14 protein-coding genes are annotated in these 16,577 nt (G+C 68.5%); 11 read left to right on the forward strand and 3 right to left on the reverse strand.

Annotated features, from left to right (window positions below; genetic code table 11):
- Positions 1 to 81: 81 nt before the first annotated feature.
- Positions 82 to 729 carry a pyridoxamine 5'-phosphate oxidase gene (gene pdxH, locus LMJ29_RS18230; protein WP_229606940.1) on the forward strand — a complete coding sequence of 216 codons (648 nt, stop codon included), beginning with the start codon at positions 82 to 84 and terminating at the stop codon, positions 727 to 729.
- Positions 730 to 758: 29 nt separating this feature from the next.
- Here pdxH and LMJ29_RS18235 read toward each other — a convergent pair whose 3' ends face one another.
- The gene (locus tag LMJ29_RS18235) at positions 759 to 995 is read right to left on the reverse strand and encodes a hypothetical protein (RefSeq protein WP_229606941.1); all 237 of its coding nucleotides are present in this window, start codon (positions 993 to 995) and stop codon (positions 759 to 761) included.
- A 101-nt stretch (positions 996 to 1,096) separates the two neighbouring features.
- Between LMJ29_RS18235 and LMJ29_RS18240 the strand changes: the two genes are divergently transcribed.
- Complete coding sequence (locus LMJ29_RS18240; protein WP_229606942.1) at positions 1,097 to 1,558, forward strand: outer membrane lipoprotein; 462 nt, start codon at positions 1,097 to 1,099, stop codon at positions 1,556 to 1,558.
- A gap of 62 nt (positions 1,559 to 1,620) precedes the next feature.
- Here LMJ29_RS18240 and LMJ29_RS18245 read toward each other — a convergent pair whose 3' ends face one another.
- A complete protein-coding gene (locus LMJ29_RS18245) occupies positions 1,621 to 2,280 on the reverse strand; it encodes a COG3650 family protein (protein WP_229606943.1) in 660 nt (219 codons plus the stop codon).
- A gap of 188 nt (positions 2,281 to 2,468) precedes the next feature.
- On the opposite strand from LMJ29_RS18245, the gene ihfB reads away from it, so the two are divergent.
- The 3 genes from ihfB to LMJ29_RS18260 are packed head-to-tail and all read left to right on the forward strand — an operon-like array spanning position 2,469 to position 4,248.
- The gene (gene ihfB, locus LMJ29_RS18250) at positions 2,469 to 2,753 is read left to right on the forward strand and encodes an integration host factor subunit beta (protein ID WP_229606944.1); all 285 of its coding nucleotides are present in this window, start codon (positions 2,469 to 2,471) and stop codon (positions 2,751 to 2,753) included.
- A gap of 40 nt (positions 2,754 to 2,793) precedes the next feature.
- Positions 2,794 to 3,099, forward strand: a complete 306-nt coding sequence (locus LMJ29_RS18255) for a lipopolysaccharide assembly protein LapA domain-containing protein (protein ID WP_229606945.1) — start codon at positions 2,794 to 2,796, stop codon at positions 3,097 to 3,099.
- 3 nt (positions 3,100 to 3,102) lie between these two features.
- Positions 3,103 to 4,248: a tetratricopeptide repeat protein gene (locus tag LMJ29_RS18260; RefSeq protein ID WP_229606946.1), complete on the forward strand. Its 1,146-nt coding sequence runs from the start codon at positions 3,103 to 3,105 to the stop codon at positions 4,246 to 4,248.
- A gap of 24 nt (positions 4,249 to 4,272) precedes the next feature.
- Here the strand turns inward: LMJ29_RS18260 and LMJ29_RS18265 are convergent, their stop codons facing one another.
- Entirely contained in the window at positions 4,273 to 5,472 is a 1,200-nt protein-coding gene (locus LMJ29_RS18265) for a CaiB/BaiF CoA transferase family protein (protein WP_229606947.1), read from the reverse strand.
- 195 nt (positions 5,473 to 5,667) lie between these two features.
- Between LMJ29_RS18265 and LMJ29_RS18270 the strand changes: the two genes are divergently transcribed.
- The 6 genes from LMJ29_RS18270 to LMJ29_RS18295 all read left to right on the forward strand — a co-directional run bounded on the left by LMJ29_RS18270 (position 5,668) and on the right by LMJ29_RS18295 (position 16,468).
- Positions 5,668 to 6,819, forward strand: coding sequence for a GGDEF domain-containing protein (locus LMJ29_RS18270; RefSeq protein ID WP_229606948.1), 1,152 nt, complete (start codon positions 5,668 to 5,670; stop codon positions 6,817 to 6,819).
- Between the two features lie 117 nt (positions 6,820 to 6,936).
- On the forward strand, positions 6,937 to 7,569 hold the full coding sequence (gene bacA, locus LMJ29_RS18275) for a biofilm formation regulator BacA (protein WP_229606949.1): 633 nt from the start codon (positions 6,937 to 6,939) through the stop codon (positions 7,567 to 7,569).
- Positions 7,566 to 8,264 (forward strand): PspA/IM30 family protein, encoded by a 699-nt coding sequence (locus tag LMJ29_RS18280; protein WP_229606950.1) that lies wholly within the window; start codon positions 7,566 to 7,568, stop codon positions 8,262 to 8,264. Before bacA ends, LMJ29_RS18280 begins: the two co-directional genes overlap by 4 nt.
- Before the next feature lie 77 nt (positions 8,265 to 8,341).
- Positions 8,342 to 8,980 (forward strand): OB-fold-containig protein, encoded by a 639-nt coding sequence (locus LMJ29_RS18285; RefSeq protein WP_229606951.1) that lies wholly within the window; start codon positions 8,342 to 8,344, stop codon positions 8,978 to 8,980.
- 31 nt (positions 8,981 to 9,011) lie between these two features.
- Positions 9,012 to 11,057 (forward strand): flotillin family protein, encoded by a 2,046-nt coding sequence (locus LMJ29_RS18290; protein WP_229606952.1) that lies wholly within the window; start codon positions 9,012 to 9,014, stop codon positions 11,055 to 11,057.
- A 182-nt stretch (positions 11,058 to 11,239) separates the two neighbouring features.
- Entirely contained in the window at positions 11,240 to 16,468 is a 5,229-nt protein-coding gene (locus LMJ29_RS18295) for a DNA repair ATPase (RefSeq protein WP_229606953.1), read from the forward strand.
- The last annotated feature ends 109 nt before the right edge of the window (positions 16,469 to 16,577 follow it).

Genomic DNA, 16,577 nt, shown 5'->3' on the forward strand with positions numbered 1-16,577 from the left:
GACGAGGGTTTTGCCCGGGCGGGGGTGTGACAAGGCGAGCGAATGGTTAAGCTGAGGCAGGATTCCCCAAGGAGTTTTGCCATGACCCATTCGCTTGCCGACATGCGCCGTGATTACGCCCGGGACGGGCTATCCGAGGAGCATGCGCCGTCGGAGCCGTTCGAGCTGTTTCACCACTGGTTCGCCGAGGCGGTCAAGACCGAGCAGCCGCCCGTCGAGGCCAACGCCATGACCCTGGCCACCGTCGACCGCGAGGGCCAGCCGCATTGCCGCGTGCTGCTGCTCAAGGCCCTCGACGTCCGTGGCTTCACCTTCTTCACCAACTACGACAGCGCCAAGGGCGAGCAACTGCTCGCCAATCCCCGCGCGGCGATGACCTTCTTCTGGCCGACCCTCGAGCGTCAGGTGCGCATCGAGGGGCTGGTGGAGAAAGTGACCGCGGAAGAGTCGGACGCCTACTTCAAGGTGCGGCCGCTGGGCAGTCGGCTGGGGGCCTGGGCGTCGCCACAGAGCCAGGTGATCGAAGGCCGTGCCGAGCTGGAGCGCTTGCTCGCCGAAACCGAGCAACGCTTCATGGACACCGCGCCGCACTGCCCGGAGCACTGGGGAGGCTACCGCCTGATTCCGCAGCGCATCGAGTTCTGGCAGGGGCGGCCGAGCCGCCTGCACGATCGCTTGAACTATCGCCTGGGTGACGGCGGCTGGACGCGCGAGCGCCTGGCGCCCTGACCGCACGAACGTCGGCGACTGTTGTCTCATCAGGCAGCTTGGTATTCCTCTGCGGCCTTCTTCAGCCAGGTGTCGAGCTCCTTGCGCTTGACGCCCTGGCGTTGCGCCTCCTGCAGGCGGCTCAGCATGTAGTCGCGCTTGGCCGGATCCTCGCCGCCGAAGGAAAGGGCCAGGTCGCGATCGGTCCAGCGCTGGATACGGCGATACAGCCACCAATGGAAGTACAGGCCGCTTACCGTGGCGACCAGGATGATGAAATAATCCATGACAGGTTCCTTGATTGAGGTCCTCACCCTAGCCGATCGGGCGTTTGCGGCAAAGTCCGGCGAGCGACAGGGAGGGCCGGCATGCACTATGGAGAACGGTGATGCGTAAGACAGCGGTATTTCTGAGTCTGGCCCTGGCGGCTCTCGCGGTCGGCGGTTGTGCCTCCAAGCTCAGTGGCGACACCTATACGCGCGAGGAGGCGCGGGCGGTGCAGATCGTGCGCATGGGCACCATCACCGCCTTGCGTCCGGTACGTATCGAGGGCACCAAGACGCCCATCGGTACGGGGGCCGGCGCAGTGGTCGGCGGCATCGGCGGCAGCACCATCGGCAGCGGTCGTGGCAGCGCGGTGGCGGCGGTCATCGGTGCGGTAGCCGGCGGTCTGCTTGGTGCGGCCACCGAGGAAGGGATGACCCGCACCCAGGGCGTCGAGATCACCGTGCGCGAGGACGACGGCACCATGCGCGCCTACGTCCAGGAGGTCGCCGAAGGGGAGGTCTTCCGGGTCGGCGAGCGCGTGCGCATCCTCTCGGTCAACGGCAACAGCCGCGTGGCGCACTGATCGGCAGGCCTAGCGAGCCTGGCATCCTCCCCGCATAAACCCCGTGCCCAGCGCCGGGGTGTTCAATTACGAGCGCCTCCCAAGGCGCCGCAACCGGCGAGCGGCGCCTCGCCGTTGAGCGTCAGGCGCGCCTGCAGATGGCTGCGGGCGCCGCTCATGCTGTCCACGCAGCGCGTCGGCGCCAGCCACAACTCGATGCGCTGGTCGTTGGCCTCGCTGGAGAAGCTCAGGCTGCCGTCCGGCAGGCTTTCCTCGACGTAGGGCAGGGCGAGCGGTGCGCTGCCGGGACGCTCGAGCACCATGCCGCGCGCCGAGACGCTGACCAACCATTCCGGCTCGTGGCCGCCGGCGCGCACGATCAGTCGCTTGAAGGCCGGATTGGCGCAGCCCGGACCTTCGGCCTGCAGGCGGTACAGCCGGGTGACGGCAAAGAGGCCGTCGGCGTCGCCGTCCAGGTCGCCGCCAAGATCGGCGAACAGCGGCTGGGCGCCGGGCGACTGCAGATGCGCTGCACTTTCCTCCAGGCCGAGCTGGGCGGCATCGATCAACAGCAGATTGCGCTGTTCGCCGCACGGCACCATCAACAACATCTCGCCGGCGCGGCGCAACTCGCCCTGCAGGCGGGTCGGGATGGCATCGGACTCCTCGGGCTTGCTCGACAGCCACTGGCAACCGGCCACGACAGGAAGCAGGCCGAGGGCCAGCAGGGGGGCAATACGCATGCAATCTCTCCATGGCTGAATGGCTGCCACGGTAATCGGCACCGTCGCCAGCGACAAGCCGCCAACGCTGAAAACGCGAGCGCTCACAACGGTCAATGGCTGTCAATAGCGATGGGCTGGTCAAACCCTGCAGAGCATGCTAAAAACACATCAGAGTGATCTAGCCGCTTGAAAGACAAGGGAAAACCATGACCAAGTCGGAGTTGATCGAACGCATCGTTACCCATCAGGGCCAACTCTCGTCCAAGGACGTCGAGCTGGCCATCAAGACCATGCTCGAGCAGATGGCACATGCCTTGGCTGCGGGAGATCGCATCGAGATCCGCGGCTTCGGCAGCTTCTCGCTGCACTACCGGGCGCCGCGGGTCGGACGCAATCCGAAGACCGGCGAGTCGGTACGGCTTGATGGTAAATTCGTCCCCCATTTCAAGCCGGGCAAGGAACTGCGCGACCGCGTCAACGAGTTGCCGTGAGTTGCGTGGCCCTCCGGCCGCTTCCGTCCAAGGAGTCGACATGCTCTGGATCAAACGCATCCTGGTGATTGCTGTCGCCCTGCTGGTCGCGGCGGTGACACTGGTGTTCATTCTCGAGAACCAGAGCCACGCCCGCCTGCAATTCATGACCCTGCAAAGTCCCGAGCTGCCGGTCGCCTTCTTCGTCGCCCTGGCCTTCGTCGCCGGCGGTCTGGCCGGTGTCCTGCTCAGCCTCTACCTGCGCGCCCGCCTCAAGTTCGCCCTCGCGCGCAATCGCGGCGAACTCAACCGCTGCCGCCGGGAACTCGACAGCCTGCGCCAGAAGCTCACCGACCCGGGGCGCTGAGGCGTGTCCGAGCTGCTGTGGCTGGGCCTGTTCACCCTGGCCGTCGGCAGTGGCTGGTGGCTGGGCAGGCGTGAGCAACTGCCCCACCTGCGCCGCCGCAGCGCGGCCATCATCAGCTACAACCACCTGCTCGATGCGCAGTCCGATCAGGCCCTGCGCCGTCTGGCGGAGGTGCTGGAGGTCAACGACGAGACCTTCGAGGCCCATCTCGGCGTCGGCCGCCAGTTCCGCCAGCGCGGTGAGCTGGAAAAGGCCACCCAGGTCCACCAGAACCTGCTCGGTCGCCCCGAACTGGGGGCGGCGCAGCGCGAGCGGGTCCAACTCGAACTGGCCCATGATTTTCTCGCCGCCGGCGAGCTGTCGCGCGCCGAGTCGCTCCTGCAAGGCCTGATCGACGGCGACTCGGCGATCGCCGTGCAGGCGCAGCGCGGTCTACTGCGCATCTACGAACAGGAGCGCGAGTGGGAACGGGCGATCGAGATCGGCAACCGGCTGGCGCGCAGCGAGCCCACCGCCAGGGTCGCCTGCGGCCACTATCATTGCGAGCTGGCCGAGCAGTTGCTGCGCCGCGAGGCGGTCGAGGCGGCGCAACGGCAGCTCGAACTCGCCCTGCAGGCCGATCCCGCCTGCGTGCGTGCCAGCCTGATCCTCGCCCGCCTGGCCTGGCAGCAGGGGCATGCCGATGAGGCCGTCGACCATCTGTTGCAGGTGGCCGGCCAGGACGCCACCCTGTTCCCCGAGGCGCTGCCGCAATTGCTCGATTACACCGCCGGCAGCGCCGCGCGCGAGCGCCTCGAGCGCTTCCTGAACTCAGTGCTCGAACGGGCCGGCGACAGCCGCGCCGATCCGCTGGTGCTCGCCCTGGCGCTGGTGATCCGCGAGCGTCAGGGACTTACCAGCGGCATCGATTTCCTCAGACAGCGCCTGGCGTGCCAACCCTCGCTGCGTCTCATCCAGCGCCTGCTCGAGTGGCAGGACGAGCAGGCCACCAGTGCCGAGTCCGCCTGTCTGCGCGAGGCGGTCGACAGCCTGATCGGCCACAGTCCGGCCTACGGCTGCCGCCAGTGCGGCTTCCAGGCCCGCCAGCTGCACTGGCAGTGTCCGACCTGCCACGGCTGGTCGGTACTGCGCCGTCGCAGCCACGGCTGAGGGCGCTCGTCTGCGCCGTCCTCGTCAGATCGCTCCTGCGGCTTTCAGCGCGGCGATACGCGGGGCATCGTAGCCCAGCTGCTGGAGGATCGCCGCGGTGTGCTCGCCGAGCTGCGGGCCGAGCCACTCGGTGCCGCCGGGAGTCTCCGAGAGCTTGGGCACGATGCCGGGGATGCGGAACTCCTTGCCGTCCGGCAGCCTGGCCTTCTGCAGCATGTCGCGGGCGAGGAACTGCGGATCGCCGAACATGTCCTCGACGCTGTAGATGCGGCTGGCTGGCACCTCGGCCTGCTGCAGCACTTCCAGCACGGCGTCCAGCGGCAGCGACTGCGCCCAGCGGTCGATCACCCCGTACAGCTCGTCGCGTCGCGCATCGCGGCCGGCGTTGTCGGCCAGGCTCGGGTCGTTGGCCAGGTCGTCGCGGTCGATGGCCAGCATGAAGCGCCGGAAGATGGCGTCGCCGTTGGCGCCGATCTGCACATGCTTGCCGTCGGCGCTGGTATGGATGGAGGAGGGCGTGATGCCGGGCATGATGTTGCCGGTGCGCTCGCGGATGAAGCCGAACACGTCGAATTCCGGCACCAGGCTCTCCATCATGGCGAACACCGCCTCGTAGAGCGCCACGTCCACCACCTGGCCCAGGCCGCCGTTGACCTCGCGATGGCGCAGCGCCATCAGCGCGCCGATCACCCCCCACAGCGCGGCGATCGAGTCGCCGATGGAGATGCCGGTGCGCACCGGCGGACGATCCGCGAAGCCGGTGATGTAGCGCAGCCCGCCCATCGACTCGCCGACCGCGCCGAAGCCCGGCTGATCCTTCATCGGTCCGGTCTGGCCGAAACCGGACAGGCGCACCATCACCAGCTTCGGGTTGAGTTCGTGGAGCACCTCCCAGCCGAGACCGAGTTTTTCCAGCACGCCGGGACGGAAGTTCTCGATGACGATGTCGGCCTCGCGCACCAGCTGCTTGAGGATCTCCTGCGCCTCGGGATGCTTGAGATTGAGGGTCAGCGACTGCTTGTTGCGCGCCTGCACGAACCACCACAGCGAGGTGCCCTCGTAGAGCTTGCGCCACTTGCGCAGCGGATCGCCGCCGTCGGGCGACTCGATCTTGATCACCTCGGCGCCGAACTCGGCGCAGATGCGCGAGGCGAACGGCCCGGCGATCAGGGTGCCGAGTTCGATGACCTTGAGGCCGGCGAGGGGTTTGGCGGGCAGTGACATGGCGACTCCGGGGTAGAAGGGATGGCCAAGCCTAGGCGATTGCCGGCGTTGCGGCGAGCGGCGCCGCTTCGCGGTAAGGAAGGGCCGATCACTGGCGTCGCGCTGCCGAGTGTGATGTGCTTCACTTTTGGCAAACTGCGGGCAAAAGCCTCACGGGCCGTCCCGTGGTCGCCCCTCCTTCCAGCGAGCCCGGCGATGACTCTGCACCTACCGACGCTGCTCCTGCTCGACATCAGCGTACTCATTCTGCTCGGCCTGCTGCTGCTGTACGTCTGGTCGCGCAGCGGCGGCGAGGCGGTGCTCGGCTTCCTCGCCGCCACGCTCCTGCTGGCCGCACTGGGGACCGCGGTGCTCAGCCTGCGTAGCTGGGGATGGGTCGGGCTGGCGGTCGTCCTCGGCAACCTGCTGCTCAAACTGGCGGGCGGCGTTGGCTGGACGGTCATGCGCGTGTTCGCCGGGCGACGACCCTGCTGGCCGGGCGTGGTCGCCGGCGCGTTGCTGTGGGGAGGACTGTGCCTGTGGCCGCCATTCATGGTTTCCTTGCCGCTGCGGGTGACGATCGGCACCCTGCTCGTGGTCGCCTACGCCTGTCTGGGCGCCTGGGAGCTGTGGCGCGCGCGCGACCGCCTGGAAGTGGCCATCCTGCCGACGGTGGCGCTCTTGTTGATGCATGCGCTGTTCTGCATCGGTCTCCTGCTGGCGGATGGCGGGCCGGCCCTCGAATGGATCTGGAACGAGCAGACCAGCGGCTTCATGACCTGGCGCCTGCTGGAAGCCCTCCTGTTCGCCATCGGCCTCGCCTTCGTCACCCTGGCGATGGTCCACGAGCGCGCCGCGCTGCGTTACCGGGCGGTGGCCAATCGCGACCCGCTCACCGACATCGGCAACCGCCGCGCCTTCATGGAAGGCGCGCAGGCCCGGCTGGCCGCCTGTGCGGTGGCGGGGCGACCGGCGGCCCTGCTGCTGTGCGATCTCGACCATTTCAAGCGCCTCAACGACAGCCACGGCCACGCCATGGGCGACGCCGCGCTGGTGGCCTTCGGTCGCGTGCTGGTGCGCAGCGTGCGCCAGCACGACGTGTGCGGACGCATCGGCGGCGAGGAGTTCGCCTGCCTGTTGGCCGAGGCCGACGCTGCGGTGGCGGCGCAGGTGGCGGAACGCGTTCGCCGCGAGTGCAGCGAGCTGGCCCTGCAGGCCGCCGAGCCGGTTTCCGTCAGCGTCAGCATCGGCCTGGCGGCGAGCGAGCAGGCCGGCTACGACCTCGCCGTGCTGCTGGCGCAGGCCGACCGCGCCCTGTACCGCGCCAAGGCCGGCGGTCGCGACCGCGTCGAGTTGTATCGCGACTAGGCGATTGTGCGTGCTGCAGCGCGGGGCGAAAGGCTTGTGCCGATTCTGTGCGCGGCTTGGCGAAAATCACACATGTAAGACGTGGCGATTCCACATGTGATGTTCTAGCCTCAAGGCATGGACAGCAAATCGTCAGCTCACTACCAGCGCCTGTATCGGCAGCGCCTGCGCGAACAGGGGCTGGTGAAGAAGGAAGTGTGGATACGGCCCGAGCACTCCGTGCGGCTGGCCGCCTTGGAACGGAAACTACGCCAGCCCGTCGAGGGCCTGGCCTCAATGGAAGAGGAAGGGATGCACATGCCCAGGTTATGGACCACCGCCGAGCTGCACGATGCGCTGGCGGACGTGGAGTTGCTGCGCACGGGACGGGCGAGCATGGAGTTGCTGCAGGGGGCCGATCCCAGCCTGCTCCTGACCCTGCACGAGTATGGCGATCTGCCGCTGTTCGCCGCCGTGTTCGGCGAGCAGATCCTGGTCGAGGCCCTGCTCTGGCCCCAGGCCGACGTGCGCGATCCAGCCGCCTTCAATGAGGAAGTGCTGCGCACTCACAAGCTGTTCCCGCTCTCCAGCATCGCCCTGGAGACGCTGGCCGACGGCCGCTCCGGCTACCTGATGTTCGGTGCCCTGAGCGCCGCCGCCAGCCTGGCCGACGTGGTCTGCGAGATCGAGACCCTGGCCGATAATGTGATCAAGGCCACCGAGGCCTACGAAGACTTCCTGCTTGTCACTGTCGAGGAGAGCCGCGCATGAACGTCTGGAGCAAGCTGCTGACCGCGCTGCGCGGCGGCGTCAACGAGGCGGGCGAGGCACTGGTGGACAGCCAGGCGCTGCGCATCCTCGATCAGGAAATCCGCGACGCCGATCAGGAGCTGCGCCAGTCGCGCGAGGCGCTGGCGGAGATCATGGCCAGGCAGAAGCTGGCCGCCGAGCGGGTCGGCAAGGGCGAGGCGCGGGTCGCCGAATACGAGCAGTACGCGCTCAAGGCGCTGGCCGCCGACAACGAGGCGCTGGCCAGCGAAGTGGCGGAGAAGATCGCCCATCTGGAGGCCGAACTGGCGGCCGATCGCGAGCAGGCCGCCGGTTTTGCGGCCAGCGTGGCGCGCCTGCGCCAGGCGGTGAGTCAGGCAGAGGGGCACATCCGCCGGCTCAAGCAGCAGGTCGACACGGTCAAGGCCACCGAGAGCGTGCAGCGCGCGCAGTTGGCGGTGGCCCAGCGCCACGGCGGCTCGCAGGCCAAGCTGCACACCGCGGTCGAGTCTCTGGAGCGCATCAAGCAGCGCCAGGCCGAACGCGCCGCCAAGCTGGAGGTCGAGGCCGAGCTGGCCGCCGAGCAGCCGGAAGCCAGCCTGGAGAGCAAGCTGCGCGCCGCCGGCATCGTCCCCGACAACGGCAGCGCCGCGAGCGTGCTGGCACGCCTCAAGGACAAGGCGCACAACCCCTCCTGACCGCCTCCGGGCTGCGCTGCGCATCGGCTTGACGCCGGCGCGCAGCGCCCGGCTTCCAGATTCACGGATGGAACACGATGGAACTCTTCCTGCACAGCGCCCTGGCGTTTCCCACCGTGCTGTTCAGCTTTCTGCTGTGCCTGGCGATCCTCTACTGGCTGATCGCCGCACTGGGCATTCTCGAGGTGGACGTGCTCGACGGCGACTTCGCCGCCGATGGGGAGGGCCTCGAGCTCTCGGGGCTGGCCGGCCTGTTGCTCAAGCTCGGCTTGGGCGGCGTACCGGTAACGCTGGTGCTGACCCTGCTGGTGTTCTTCGCCTGGTTCGCCAGCTACTTCATCGAGCTGCTGTTGCTGCGCCATCTGCCGCTGGGCTGGCTGCGCTATCCGCTCGGCCTGGCGGTGGCGGCCCTGGCGCTGCTGCCGGCGGTGCCGCTGACCGGCATGCTGTGCCGGCCGCTGCGCCGGCTGTTTCGCAAGGTCGAGGCGCCCTGCGCGCGGAGCGTGCTCGGCCAGGTGGCGCGGGTGCGTAGTGGCACGGTCACCCCGCAGTTCGGCGAGGCCGACCTGGACGACCAGGGCGCCGGGCTGATCCTGCGCATCCGTGCCGACGAATCCGCCGGTTTCCGGCGTGGCGACCGGGTGGTGTTGCTGCAGTACCTGGAGGCCGAGCACGCCTACCGGGTGGTCAGCGAAGACGAATTCAAGGGCCTCTGAGCCGTCTGTTTCATAAGGAGATGATGAAAAAATGATCGAGATTCTGATGCCCTTCGCCATCGGGGTCGGCGTGGTCTTCCTGCTGATCTTCGGCTTCTTCGTGCTGTTCAAGGCCTTCTACATCAAGGTGCCGCAGGGCACCGCGCTGATCGTCAACGACATGTCCTCACAGCCCAAGGTGCACTTCACCGGCGCCTTGGTCTACCCGGTGATCTACAAGAAGGAGTTCATGCAGATCTCCCTGATCACCCTGGAGATCGACCGCCGCGGCAAGGACGGCCTGATCTGCCAGGACAACCTGCGCGCCGACATCACCGTGGCTTTCTACCTGCGGGTCAACGAAACCCAGCAGGACGTGCTCAAGGTGGCCAAGGCCATCGGCGCCGAGCGCGCCTCCGACCGCGGCGCGGTCAACGACCTGTTCAACGCCAAGTTTTCCGAGGCGCTGAAGACCGTCGGCAAGCGCTTCGACTTCGTCCAGCTGTTCGAGGAGCGGCAGAACTTTCGCGACCGCATCGTCGAGGTGATCGGCAACGACCTCAACGGCTACGTGCTGGAAGACGTGGCCATCGACTACCTGGAACAGACGCCGAAGAGCTCGCTCGATCCGACCAACATCCTCGACGCCCAGGGCATCCGCAAGATCACCGAGCTGACCGCCGCGCAGAACGTCATCACCAACGATCTGGAGCGCAACCAGGAACTGGCGATCAAGAAGAAAAACGTCGAGACCCGCGAGGCGACCCTGGCCCTGGAGCGCCAGCAGGCCGATGCCGAGGCGCGCCAGCAGCGCGAGATCGCCACCATCCGCGCCCGCGAACAGGCCGAGACCCTCAAGGTGCAGGAAGAGGAGCGCCTCAAGGCCGAGCAGGCGCGCATCCAGACCCAGCAGGAGCTGGACATCCGCGCCGAGAACCACCAGCGCGAGGTGGAGGTGGCGCAGCAGAACCGCCAGCGCGCGGTAGTGATCGAGGAAGAGAAGGTCACCCGTGCCCGCGAGCTGGAGATCGTCTCCCGCGAGCGCGAGGTCGAGCTGCAGCGCATCGAGAAGGAAAAGGCGCTGGAAGAACAGCGCAAGAACATCGCCAACGTCGTCCGCGAGCGGGTGGCGGTGGAGAAGACCGTGGCCCAGGAGGAGGAGCGCATCAAGGAAGTGCGCGAGGTTTCCGAGGCCGAGCGGCTCAAGCAGGTCGCCGTGCTCAACGCCCAGGCCGAGGCCGAGCAGGAGCTGGTGCGCCAGGTCAAGCAGGCCGAAGCCGACGAGACTCGCTCGCGGCACAAGGCGGTGGAAATCAACACCCTGGCCCAGGCCGAGCTGGAGGCGGCGGCCAAGCAGGCCGAGGCGAAGAAGAAGCTGGCCGAGGGCATCGAGGCCGAGCGCGCCGCGCCAGGGCTGGCCGATGCGCGGGTGCGCGAGGTGACCGCGGCGGCCAAGGAGAAGGAAGGACTCGCCGAGGCGCGGGTGAAGGCCGAGCAGCTGATCGCCGAAGCCCGCGGCGAACAGGAAAAGGGCCTGGCCGAAGCGCGCATCACCGAGGCTCAGGCGCAGGCCAAGGAGAAGGACGGTCTGGCCGAGGCCAAGGTGCTTGAGGAGAAGCTCGGCGCCCAGGCGCGCGGCGAGGAGCAGCTGGGCAGCGCCAAGGCCAAGGCGACCAAGGATCTCGGTCTGGCCGAGGCCGAAGTGTTGCTGCAGCGCTTCAATGCCGAGGCTGAGGGCCTGGGCAAGAAGTTCGGCGCCCTCGACGAGCTCAGCGACAGCGCTCGTCAGCACGAGGAGTTCCGCATGCAGCTGGAGAAGAACTTCGAGGAGTCGATGGCCAGCATCGCCGCCAACCAGGAGATCGCCAAGGAACAGGCCGAGGTGCTGTCCGCCGCGCTGTCCAAGGCGAAGATCGAGATCGTCGGCGGCGAGGGCGACTTCTTCAACTCCTTCGCCAAGTCGCTGTCGGTGGGCAAGGCCATCGAGGGTGTGGTCGGCAAGAGCCCGGTGGTGCAGGAAGTGCTGGCGCGGCTGATGGCCGGCAAGCCGGCCGAGCCGAAGAACGTCGAAACGCTGGTCGACAAGACCCCAGCCTGATTGTGGCGGCCCCGCCCGGGGCCGCACGTCACCCCCGGCGCAGGCTCTGGAAAACCCGCGTGCCGTCGCGCCCGCGCAGGCGCAAACCCTGGCACTACGAGCTTCTGGATTCCCGCCGGCGCGGGAATGATCGCCTGCGCAGACTTTCCCTACCCCTCGCGTCACCCTGAGGAAGCACAACGATGTCGGATGCCAAGGACGCAAGCCGCGAACAGGACATGGTGGACCAGGCGGTCGCCCAGGGCGGCGCCTACGAGGTGCTGCAGCGCCGTCTGGCCGAGCAGGGCCAGCGCCTGCGCCAGGGCGTCGATGCGCTCAATGGCCGGCGCCTCGCCGAGTTCGGTGGCAGCGAGATGGCGGTGCTCGGCCGCGTGCGCATCCGCACCGAGAACAACTGCATTGCCCGTGACATCGTCCAGGTCGGCGACTGCCTGCTGTTCGGCTACAACGTGTTCCTCGGCCTCAAGCAGGAAACCCGCGTCGAGGACGTGTTCTCCCTGTACCGCCTGACGGCCGAGGCGGAGGGCTTCGATGCCGAGCCGCTGGCGCTGGAGAGCAGCTTCCTCGCCCAGACCAGCTTCGTGCAGGACTTCCGCGAGCTGTACGCCTACTACAAGAACACTCGCCTGCTGCAGCTGGTGGTGCGCGACGGCAAGCTGCTGGCCAGCTTCCAGATCGGCGAGCGCCTGACCGACATCCGCGTGTTCCGCTGGTCGATTTCCGTGGACGGCCACGAGGTGCGCTACATCGACAACCGCGGCGAGCGCGACATCGCCCTGCCGGCGCCCTACGACTTCGCCTGGCAGAAGACCACGCGCGAGATGGTGACCAACGGCCGCCATCCGCACCTGAACATTCTCGACACGGTGTTCGTCGAAACCATCGGCGGCGACCTGACCATCAAGGTCGAGAACAACACCGAGGACGGCCTGGGCATCTACCGCGAGGCGGTGGTGGACCAGACCCAGTCGCTGGACGACGCGCAGATCGAGTTCGCCCGCCTCGGCAGCCTGATCCTGCTCAAGGTGCTGCCGTATCGCGAGGAGCAGTGGCGCTACCTGGTGTTCAACGGCCTGACCCGCCAGGTCGAGCGCATCGACGCCATCGGCCAGGCCTGCGTGCAGCTGCCCGAGGACCACGGCATCGTCTTCCCCGGCGGCTACTACCTGCAGAGTGGCGAGTCCCGGACCTTCGACCAGCCGATGGCCGGCATGCGCTTCAAGCGCGCGGTGCGCTCGCCCAACGGCGAGGACGTGCTGTACATCTTCTACCAGCCGGAGGAGGGCCGCGCCGCGCTGTTCACCTACAACCTGATCGAGCGCCAACTGCACAGCCCGATCTTCGGCCACGGCTATGCGCGCCTGGAGGACGGGCGCATGGTGATCTTCGCCGCCGAGGGCGCCGAGCCGACGCGCATCCATCCCATGCAGATCTGGCAGACGCCGTTCGCCAGCGACGAGTTCGCCGCCCGCCAGCCGGCGCGCAGCGGCTTCCTCGGCCGCATCGGCAACGCCGAGTTGGTGCGCGGGGTGTCCGAGCTGCGCAACCTGTGCCGCGAGATCGATGCCCCGGTGGTGTCGGTGCAGCGCTACAGCCAACTGTGCCAGGTCGTGCGCCGGCTGTTCGACGCCCACCACTGGCTGGGCGCCGCCGAGGTCGGCGAGCTGGCGCCGCTGCTGCGCGAGATCGCCGCCACCGCCGAGCTGGTGCTCGACGAGTTCGAGAAGGTCGAGAGTATTCGCCAGCAGTCGGCGCGCGCCATGGCCGAGGCCGAGACCCGCCAGCAGGCGCTGCTGTCCGGCCTGCACGTCGACAGCTGGGACGCGGTGGCCGCCTTCGTCGAGGCGCTCAACGCGCTGACCGCCCAGCGCGGCCTGCTGCTGACCATCCGCGACTACCGCTACATCGACGTGGCGCGCATCGACGCCATGGAGAGCGCGCTGCTCGAGGCCCAGGCGCAGGTCGCCGCGGCCACCGCGCGCTTTCTTGCCGGCGAGCGGGCACTGCAGCCTTACGTGGAGCGCCTGGAGCAGCTCGACGCAGCGGCCCAGCACGCACCGAGCGTTGCCCAGCTGGCCGAGCCGCTGGCCGGCCTGCAGACGATGGCCGCCGATCTGGACATGCTGTCCAACCTGATGGCCAGCCTGGAGATCGACGACGCCACCCAGCGCACGCGCATCGTCGAGGCGATCTCGGAGCTGTACGCCCGCCTCAACCAGGCGCGGGCGCGCGCCGAACAGCGGCGCAAGGGCCTCGGCTCGGCGGAGACGGTCGCCCAGTTCGGCGCCCAGTTCCGGCTGTTCGGCCAGGGCATCACCAGCGCACTCGGCCAGGCGACCGATCCCGAGCGCTGCGACGAGCAACTGGCGCGCCTGCTGCTGCAACTGGAGGAGCTGGAAAGCCGCTTCGGCGAGCAGGAACAGTTTCTCGCCGACATCCTCGCCAAGCGCGAGGAGCTGCTGGAAACCTTCGAGGCGCACAAGCAGGCGCTGCTCGACGAGCGCCAGCGCAAGGCCCAAGGCCTGCAGGACGCCGCGCGGCGCATCCTCGACAGCCTGGCGCGGCGCACCGCGCGCTTCGCGGCGATGGAGGAGCTCAACGCCTTCTTCGCCGCCGACCCGCTGATCCTCAAGCTGCGCGACCTGGCCGAGCGCCTGCGCGAGCTGAAGGACAGCGTCAAGGCCGACGACCTGGAGGCGCGCCTCAAGGGCGCCCGCGACCAGGCGGTGCGCGCCCTGCGCGACAAGAGCGAGCTGTTCGAGGAGGGCGGCAATCTGATTCGCCTCGGCCGCCACCGCTTCAGCGTCAACAGCCAGGAACTGGACCTGACCCTGCTGCCGCGCGGCGACCAGCTGTGCCTGCACCTGACCGGCACCGACTTCATCGAGCCGCTGGTCGATGCCGAGCTGGAGGGACTGCGCGCGTTCTGGCAGGCCAGCCTGGAGTCGGAATCGGCTGAGTTGTACCGCGGCGAATACCTCGCCGGCGAGGTACTGAACGCCGCCGAGCGTGGCGAGTGCGGCCTCGATCTCGACCGCCTCAAGCTGCTGCTGGCCCAACCCGAGGCGCTGGTGCGCGCGGTGCGCGAGTTCGCCGCGCCGCGCTACAAGGAAGGCTACGAGAAGGGCATCCACGACCAGGACGCCGCCGTGATCCTCGCCCGCCTGCTGCCGCTGACCGGCAGCGCCGGGCTGCTCCGCCATGCGCCGCTACCGCGCGCCTTCGCCTGCCTGTGCTGGGACCGCCTGCGCGACCGGGAGCAGCCGGCGCAGTGGCCGGAGCGGGCGCGCACCAGCCGGCACATCCGCCAGCTGTTCGGTCGCGACGACGGCCTGCGCAGCCTGCAGGGCGAGATCGTCGCCGCGCTGCAGGCCTTCCTCGCCGAGCAGCCGCTGGGCCTGGACCCGGCGGTGGTGGCCGAGGCCGCCGAGTATCTGGTGCAGGAGCTGGCCGCCGAGCGCGTCGAGTTCACCTTCAGCAAGTACGCCCGCCAGCTGCAGGACGCCCTGCGCGCGCGTCTCACCGAGGCGCGCATGTGGGACGACTACCGCCAGGCGCTGGCGCGCCTGGGCGAACGCCCGGCGGCGCAGTGGGCGCTGGCGCTCGACTGGCTGCACGGCCTGTGCAGTCAGAACGAGTTCGCCGCGCTGGCCGCCTACGCGGCCGAGGCGGCGGCGCTCGAGCTGCTTGGCGAGGAGCTGCCGCGGCGGGTCACCGAGGTCGACCTGCGCTTCAGCATCGAGGGCCTGCTCGGCGAGCATCCGCGCATCCGCGAGCAGCGCCTGGAGCTGGCCCTGGACGATCTGTTCGCCCGCCTGCGCGCGCACCGCGAGCACTACCTGCCTGGGCTCGCGCGCTACCAGACGCTGCGCCAGGCGGTGATCGCCCGCGAACGCGCGGCGCTGCGCCTGGCCGAGTTCAAGGCCCGTCCGCTCAGCTCCTTCGTGCGCAACCGGCTGATCAACGACGTCTACCTGACCTTCATCGGCGACAACCTGGCCAAGCAGATGGGCAGTGCCGGGGAGAACAAGCGCAGCGACCTGATGGGCCTCTTGATGCTCATCTCGCCGCCCGGCTACGGCAAGACCACCCTGATGGAGTACGTCGCCCACCGCCTCGGGCTGATCTTCATGAAGATCAACGGTCCGGCGCTGGGCCACGAGGTGCGCTCGCTGGACCCGGCGCAGGCGCCCGACGCCACCGCCCGTCAGGAGCTGGAGAAGCTCAACCTGGCGCTGGAGATGGGCAACAACGTGATGCTCTACGTCGACGACATCCAGCACACCCACCCCGAGTTCCTGCAGAAGTTCATCTCGCTGTGCGACGGCACCCGGCGCATCGAAGGGGTGTGGAAGGACCGTACGCGCACCTACGACATGCGCGGCAAGAAGTTCTGCGTGGTGATGTCCGGCAACCCCTATACCGAGTCCGGCGAGGTGTTCCGCATCCCCGACATGCTGGCCAACCGCGCCGACATCTACAACCTCGGCGACACCCTGGGCGGCATGCAGGAGGCCTTCGCGCTCAGCTACATCGAGAACGCGTTGACCTCCAACCCGGTGCTCGCGCCGCTGGCCACGCGCGAGATGGCCGACCTCTATCGCCTGGTGGCCAGGGCCGAGGGCCGCGAGTTCTCCGCCAACGAGCTGTCGCACACCTACAGCGGCGCCGAGCTGGACGAGATCACCGCCACCCTGCAGCGCCTGATGCAGGTGCGCGACGTGGTGCTCAGGGTCAACCAGCAGTACATCGCCAGCGCCGCCCAGGCCGACCAGTATCGCAGCGAGCCGCCGTTCAAGCTGCAGGGCAGCTACCGCAACATGAACAAGATGGCCGAGAAGGTCAGCGCGGTGATGAACGACGCCGAGCTGCTGCAGCTGATCGCCGACCACTACCAGGGCGAGGCGCAGTTGCTCACCAGCGGCGCCGAGGAGAACCTGCTCAAGCTCGCCGAGCTGCGCGGCAACCTGACGCCCGAGCAGGCAGCGCGCTGGGAACAGATCCGCGCCGATTTCCGCCGCGCCAAGGCCATGGGCGGCGGCGAGGCCGACGTCGGCGTGCGCATGGTGGCCCAGCTGCGCGACCTGGCCGACGCCGTGCAGAGCCTCGGCGCCGCCGCGCCGGTGCCCTGGGAGGAACTGCTCGCTCGCCTGCAGGCGCTGGCCGAGCAGCGCCCGCAGGTCGCGGTGGAAGTGGCTGCGGCGCCGCAGCCGGACTTCGCCGCGCTGCTCGTTGGGTTGGGGCAGTCGCTGCAGGACAGCTTCCTGCCGCTGATCCACTCCATCGAGAAGAAGGGCGACATCGGCCTGCGCATTCACAAGCACCTGCACGAGCTGTCCCGCGACATGCGCCAGCTGGGTCTGCTCCGCGCGCGTGCGCCGGACGGCAAGATCGAGGAACTGCCGGGCTGAGAAGGCCTCAGGAGCGTATTCATACGCGGCAGCGGTCGCGGATGAATGCGCTCCTGCACGGGGGCGCACCTGTTATCCAGAGCCTTCTCGGCTGCAGGGCCATGAGCGC

The sequence above is a fragment of the Pseudomonas oryzagri genome (assembly GCF_020831405.1).
Classification (GTDB): domain Bacteria; phylum Pseudomonadota; class Gammaproteobacteria; order Pseudomonadales; family Pseudomonadaceae; genus Geopseudomonas; species Geopseudomonas oryzagri.